Raw genomic sequence first — 3,684 nt, 5'->3', positions numbered from 1 at the left:
TGGCATGAGGTACTGAACACTGACTCGGGTTATTACAGTGGCAGCAATACAGAGAATCAGGGCGCAATTCACAGTGAAGCGGGTCTCCCCTGGCGTTACCATGACTATTCTCTGTCTCTGACATTGCCACCGCTGGCGACCCCCTCTTTTGCTGTGGGAGGGGGAACGACGGTGCTGACGGCGGTTAGTACCTTGGCGCCCATATTGACGGAACCGTCGTCAATTTTTGCCTGTTTCCTGCCCATGCAGAGCAGAGCAGGTGGTACTATACGTATTCGATGAACAGGGAAGCACGAGTAGCAGTGGGAATTACCCGGCCGCAGCAGCGTACGGCTACATATGGCCGGCGCTGGCGCGGGGGGCTGCGCCACAGTTTCAGGCTCCATGGCCCTTTTGCCCCTGACGAGAGTCATCGTTTTAATCCGGCGACTGCACTTACGCGCGCGCTGGAATAGGGTCGGCGACCATCCGGGGCGCTGCTGGGGCAAGTAGCCGGATTCCACCGATAGTGCGCCCTATCTCGATAAATTCAATCAGGGCGACTACTTCGCTGCGGTGGAAGACAAAAATTATTCCGAAAACGTTTCCCGTGTGCTTTGTCCTGATGACTCTACCTACTCCCGCTGCGAACTGCAACTGCTACAGGAATATTTTTCTTGTCCTTGCCACGGTACAGGACATTCTCAACTACCATTGGCTGGCTGATGCACAAATACCTTTGATAACTTTGGCGATAAGATCGCTATCCATTTGAACGATACCCATCCGGTTCTGGCCATCCCTGAACTGATGAGTTTGCTCATCGATGAGAATAAGTTTGATTGGACCTGCGCCTGGAGTGGTATATGCCAAGCATTTTCTTATACTAACCATACGCTGATGAGTGAGGTGCTAGAGACTTAGCCGGTGGACATACTAGGCAAGATCCTACCGTGCCATTTGCAGATCATTTTTGATCTCAACGAGATCATTTTCTCAATCAGGTCTAGGTCCCGACGGTGGACGACAGCAGGTTGCTGTTGAGGGTGTCTATTTTTGGAAAAAAGGACGTCGGGTGTGGGTCTAGAGCTGGAGGTGATCGCGAGCCATAAGGTTAATGGGAGTTTTCAAGCTGCATTCGGAACTGATGGTACAGTCGCTCTTTGCCGATTTCGCGCTCCTATTTCCATTCTCCGATCGTTTCTGCAATAGCTGCGGCGCTAGCCAATCCGCCTCTATTGGCAGTGCTGGATGAAACTATTGGCTAGACTTGATGTACCAATCTCGGCCAATTGGCAGAACTGAAGGGGCATATCGATTTTCCCGAGTTTCGTTTATTGTGCAGCTAGCTCTTCCAGCAGGTTAAACTGATCAATAAAAATATCTGGCGGGGCCTATCTGGCGAATCAACTGGACGAGGTAGCCAATCCAGTGGCGCTATTTGATGTAAAAATCAAACGTATTCATGAACACAAACGCTAGCCGCTTAACGTGCTGCATCATTTTATTAACGGTATAGCGGAGGTTATCAACCGTGATCCGCTAATAAAAATCGGCTCCGGCTTAAGGTGATATTTGTGCTAAACCACAACGTCATCCTGGCGCATCTGATTATTCCGGAAGCGGATCGATTTTTCCGAACAGATTTCTCTGTCTAGCACTGAAGTGTCAGATACCGGCGATATGAAGTTCGCCATCAATAGTGCGTTGACCATTGGCACGATCGACGACGCCAATATCGAAATATAACAGCATATGGGTGGGGAAATATGTTTATTTTTCGGTAGTACCGCTCTTGCTTGCAGGTCGAGGCGCCGCGTAGCTACGGCTACAATCCGCGTAGCTATTACGAGCAGGATGCAGAGCTGCATTTGGCGCTATCGCAGATTGCCACCAGCGGGTTCGACTCTGGCGAGCCGGGGCGCTACAGCAATTTATTTGATTCTCTGGCCAACTTTGAGGATCAATCAGCTGCTGGCAGGGATTACCGCAGCTATGTAGATGCTTAGGATGAGGTAGACCTCCTGTAATCAGCGTCCGGATGAATGGGCACGCCACGTTACTTTGAATATCAACAGTATGGACTATTTATTCTCCAATCGCACGATACGCGAGTATGCCGAGGAAATCTGGAAGATGGTGCTCGTTGGCCGGGCCAGGCAGCCAGTCGGTAATACACGCTTGCTGGGACTACTGTCCAGCCACACTCTCAGCTTGGTGCGGCGCTAGATGGCGTCATCCAGAGTGACCGCACATTCTTGCGCTACCATAAGAGCAACTCGGCTTCGTACAGGCTGTGATCGAAATCCTCGCCCAGATCCACCAAGCCAGCAGCGCCTGCCAGCAGCTGCTCACTGCGGGTGCCGTACGTGCTGCTGTAGCGCCACGCCAGTGCTTTCTACAAAAAAGAGAATTTGCGCTGCCGTACTGCGACGTAGTCGTTGCGGGTACTAGCGAAGTCGCCGCCCAGTAACACCTCGTTGCGGGTCCAGGCGCCTTTGGTATGGAGATAGTAATAAGCCAGTTTTCCCAGCGTATGCTCAGCTAGCTTGCGATAAGTGGTGAGCTTGCCGCTGAAAACGACAGTGTATAGTCACGGGCTACCCGCCTGCGGTGAATCGGATTCGTCGTCGCACAGCGGGAGCAAACCGGAATAGGTCCAGACGATATCCTCGCGGCCCAGTGGCCGTTTGAGATAGGCGTTCATAAACCTTGAGCAGATAGTCAATTTCATCGTCATCGATATGCACCTCACCTGGATCGTCGTGATATTCCACGTCGGTGGTGCCGATTATGGAGAACATTTTCATCAAGGGAATGACGAATACAAATGTGGTGATCCTCGTTTTGCAGAATGTACGCCTGCGGATTGGGATGGACCCGCAGCACGACGATATGGCTGCCTTTTATCCAGGAGGATGTTATATTACGATGGCAAATTCAGGCTGTCATCGATAAAGTGTTTCACCAAAAGGGGCCGGTACTGTTGATCCCGCCGCCAATGACGATCAACTCTTTGATTTCCACGTTACCTTCCTCCCAATGCGCGTAACAACTCCTTTATGTTCTTTTTCACTCATGGTTGTAAGCGAAAACTAACATCCAAGCCAAGAACTCTGTGCAAATAAAGAGTCTATGCGTGACTCAGTTAATATTTTTAACGTGCAGAGCGGGGTTGCCTCTATGACGTTATGGTTAGTATACTGAGTCAAGCACCGGCATGGCGTGGCCAGATGCTGGCGAAAAGCGCTGCACGCCACCCCACGACTTTCTACACTCCTTTCGCTCCCGCGAGGAGTGCTGTCTTTTGATTAAACGAGGTGTCAGGGTATAGATCAATTTGCAACAATCAGCGTAGTGCAACAATCAGTGTATAATAGGCTAGAGAACGCTGGCAGAGGGGAGGGGGACGCGGTGCTGATGGATATTCACGATCCGCAAAGTTTCGCCGCTTGGCATTTCCGTGGCACGTTTCATTTGACCAATGACATCCCCTCCCCTGTCGGCGTTTTTGGCGCAACATAATGCCTCCTGTCCAGTACTGATGATGTGCTATCACGGCAATAGCAATGAAGGCACTACTCAATACTTGCTGAACTAGGGATTTGATGCTGCTTACGGCGGCGATGGCAGGCTTGACGCCTGGCTGAAAGACTTTCTTCAGGATACTGAATCTCTATAGCGACGAAGACGCGTCGCGGTTCA

5 protein-coding genes and 3 pseudogenes are annotated in these 3,684 nt (G+C 51.0%); 6 read left to right on the top strand and 2 right to left on the bottom strand.

The genetic code is table 11. From position 1 onward, the window contains the following. Positions 1–141, top strand: a pseudogene (locus tag BG74_RS17200) (alpha amylase C-terminal domain-containing protein); the annotation flags it as partial. On the opposite strand, the gene BG74_RS17195 reads toward BG74_RS17200, so the two are convergent. After that, positions 105–386, bottom strand: a complete 282-nt coding sequence (locus BG74_RS17195; protein ID WP_244267367.1) for a hypothetical protein — start codon at positions 384–386, stop codon at positions 105–107. The pseudogene BG74_RS17200 and the gene BG74_RS17195 sit on opposite strands and share 37 nt — an antisense overlap. Positions 387–555: 169 nt before the next feature. Here BG74_RS17195 and BG74_RS17190 point away from each other — a divergent pair. The 4 genes and pseudogenes from BG74_RS17190 to BG74_RS18965 all read left to right on the top strand — a co-directional run bounded on the left by BG74_RS17190 (position 556) and on the right by BG74_RS18965 (position 2,208). Beyond that, positions 556–903 (top strand): annotated as a pseudogene (locus BG74_RS17190) (glycogen/starch/alpha-glucan phosphorylase). Between the two features lie 759 nt (positions 904–1,662). Beyond that, positions 1,663–1,728, top strand: a complete 66-nt coding sequence (locus tag BG74_RS19675; protein ID WP_369678523.1) for a hypothetical protein — start codon at positions 1,663–1,665, stop codon at positions 1,726–1,728. 50 nt (positions 1,729–1,778) lie between these two features. Continuing rightward, positions 1,779–1,988, top strand: a complete 210-nt coding sequence (locus tag BG74_RS18970; protein WP_066597274.1) for a glycogen/starch/alpha-glucan phosphorylase — start codon at positions 1,779–1,781, stop codon at positions 1,986–1,988. Positions 1,989–2,043: 55 nt separating this feature from the next. After that, positions 2,044–2,208, top strand: coding sequence for a hypothetical protein (locus BG74_RS18965; RefSeq protein WP_369678520.1), 165 nt, complete (start codon positions 2,044–2,046; stop codon positions 2,206–2,208). Here the strand turns inward: BG74_RS18965 and BG74_RS17180 are convergent. Further along, a pseudogene (locus BG74_RS17180) lies at positions 2,208–2,976 on the bottom strand (FAD-dependent oxidoreductase); the annotation flags it as partial. The gene BG74_RS18965 and the pseudogene BG74_RS17180 sit on opposite strands and share 1 nt — an antisense overlap. Before the next feature lie 360 nt (positions 2,977–3,336). On the opposite strand from BG74_RS17180, the gene BG74_RS20645 reads away from it, so the two are divergent. Next, positions 3,337–3,504, top strand: a complete 168-nt coding sequence (locus BG74_RS20645) for a rhodanese-like domain-containing protein (protein ID WP_439895681.1) — start codon at positions 3,337–3,339, stop codon at positions 3,502–3,504. Positions 3,505–3,684 lie beyond the last annotated feature (180 nt).

The sequence above is a fragment of the Sodalis-like endosymbiont of Proechinophthirus fluctus genome, from assembly GCF_001602625.1.
GTDB lineage: Bacteria > Pseudomonadota > Gammaproteobacteria > Enterobacterales > Enterobacteriaceae.
Note: the sequence above shows the minus strand (reverse complement) of the source record. Positions and strands in the feature narration are given on the sequence as shown.

Bases quoted from the DNA above. Each gene is read 5' to 3' on its own strand.
- BG74_RS17195 (WP_244267367.1), bottom strand. From the start codon at position 386: ATGGAGCCTGAAACTGTGGCGCAGCCCCCCGCGCCAGCGCCGGCCATA.